This window comes from Micromonospora sp. NPDC049799, assembly GCF_040656655.1.
In the GTDB taxonomy this organism is placed as follows: domain Bacteria; phylum Actinomycetota; class Actinomycetes; order Mycobacteriales; family Micromonosporaceae; genus Micromonospora.
The window spans coordinates 1-1,474 of the sequence record NZ_JBFAMU010000824.1; the positions used below are offsets into that span (position 1 = coordinate 1).

Here is a 1,474-nt window from a genome sequence, read left to right on the forward strand (position 1 = left end):
GCGACCGAAAGTGCAAGATCGCGGGAGGGGGAGGGGGAGGGGGTGGGGAGGGGGTGGGGAGGGGTGGGGTGGGGTTAGCGGGGGGCGGGGCGGAGGAGGTGTACGTGGCCGGCTAGCTGGACGGCTACGGCGCCGTTGGCGCGTCCCCAGGCCGGTAGTCGGCGGTGGCGCGGCGGTCGGTGCCCGTCGTAGCGGTCGGTGGCCTCGCGCACGGCCAGCTCCTCGGCGCCCAGCGGCGGTAACGTCCCCTGGTCGCGCAGCTCCCGGGCCAGGTCCCAGCCGTCGCGCAGCGATCCGGCGGTGGGTCGCCCGGCCGCCCACCGGGCGAAGGTGCGGAACCAGTCGGCACCCAGACCGGCGGCGAGCAGCGGCCAGTGCCGGGCCACGTCCCCGGCGCGTTTGCGCAACAGGGCGGCCCGGGCGGCAGCCAGCGCCGTCGGGTCGAAGCCGGACGGGTCCGGTTCGCCGGCGACCAGCGCCGCCACCAGCTCGGCCTGCCGGGCGGCCAGGTCGCCGCTCATGTCACCACCGGGTACCCGGACACCCGGGCGAGAACGTCCAGCTCGGCGCGGAGCTCCGGCGCGGGCGGGTAGTGCCCGTCCCGCTCCAGCAGCAGCGCCGGCGGGCGGTGCCGGGCGCACAGGTCGCCCAGCAGGTCGAGCACCGGCGACGGGACCGGGTCGGTGTGCGTGTCGTGGTAGAACCCGCCGTGCTCGGAGCCGCCCGCGACGTGCAGGTACGCGATCCGGTCCAGCGGCAGCCGGTCGAGCAGGGCGACCGGGTCGTTGCCCCGGTTGCGCGCGTTGGCGTACACGTTGGCCACGTCGAGCAACAGCAGGGCGTCGGTGCGGTCGAGGATCTCGGTGAGGAACGCGGCTTCGTCCAGCTCGTCGTCGGGCCAGTCGAAGAGCGCCGCGATCGGCTCCAGCGCGATCGGCACCGGCAGCTGCGCCTGCGCCCGGGCCACGTTGGCGCAGACCGCGTCGACCGCCGCCCGGCTGCGGGGCAGCGGCAGCAGGTGGCCGGCCTCCCGGCCGCCGGCGCGGACGAAGGCGATGTGCTCGCTGACCAGCGGGGCGTCCACCTGGTGTGCCACCGAAGCGAGGTGCGCGACGCGAGCCGGGTCGACCGGCTCGGCGCCGCCGAGGGAGAGCCGCACCCCATGCGGTACGACGGTGACGTCCCGCTCCCGCAGGGCCGCCAACCCGTCCGGGAGTGGCCCGCCGGCGGGCACCGACTCGGCCACCACCTCGATGAAGCGCAGGCCCGGCAGGTCGGCGACGAAGCCCGCTATCTCCGGTCGCCAGCCGATGCCCACCCCGGACGGGCCGATCACCCGCCGCACCCGCCGCCCCCACCGCAGCCCCCGCCGCCACCGCCTCCGTCGGAGGGCAGCCTACGGAACAAACTGGACTAAAGCGGCGCATTCCCGAAGATAGCGTCGCTGCCCGATGACCGGAAGTGATCAGTCGCG

General features: G+C 75.9%; 2 protein-coding genes. Both read right to left on the reverse strand.

Going from position 1 to position 1,474, the window contains the following annotated elements:
- Positions 1 to 74: 74 nt before the first annotated feature.
- Positions 75 to 521: a hypothetical protein gene (locus AB0I76_RS29815; RefSeq protein WP_357042440.1), complete on the reverse strand. Its 447-nt coding sequence runs from the start codon at positions 519 to 521 to the stop codon at positions 75 to 77.
- Positions 518 to 1,336: a DUF692 domain-containing protein gene (locus AB0I76_RS29820; protein WP_357042442.1), complete on the reverse strand. Its 819-nt coding sequence runs from the start codon at positions 1,334 to 1,336 to the stop codon at positions 518 to 520. The genes AB0I76_RS29815 and AB0I76_RS29820 overlap by 4 nt, the downstream gene beginning before the upstream one ends.
- Between the last annotated feature and the right edge of the window lie 138 nt (positions 1,337 to 1,474).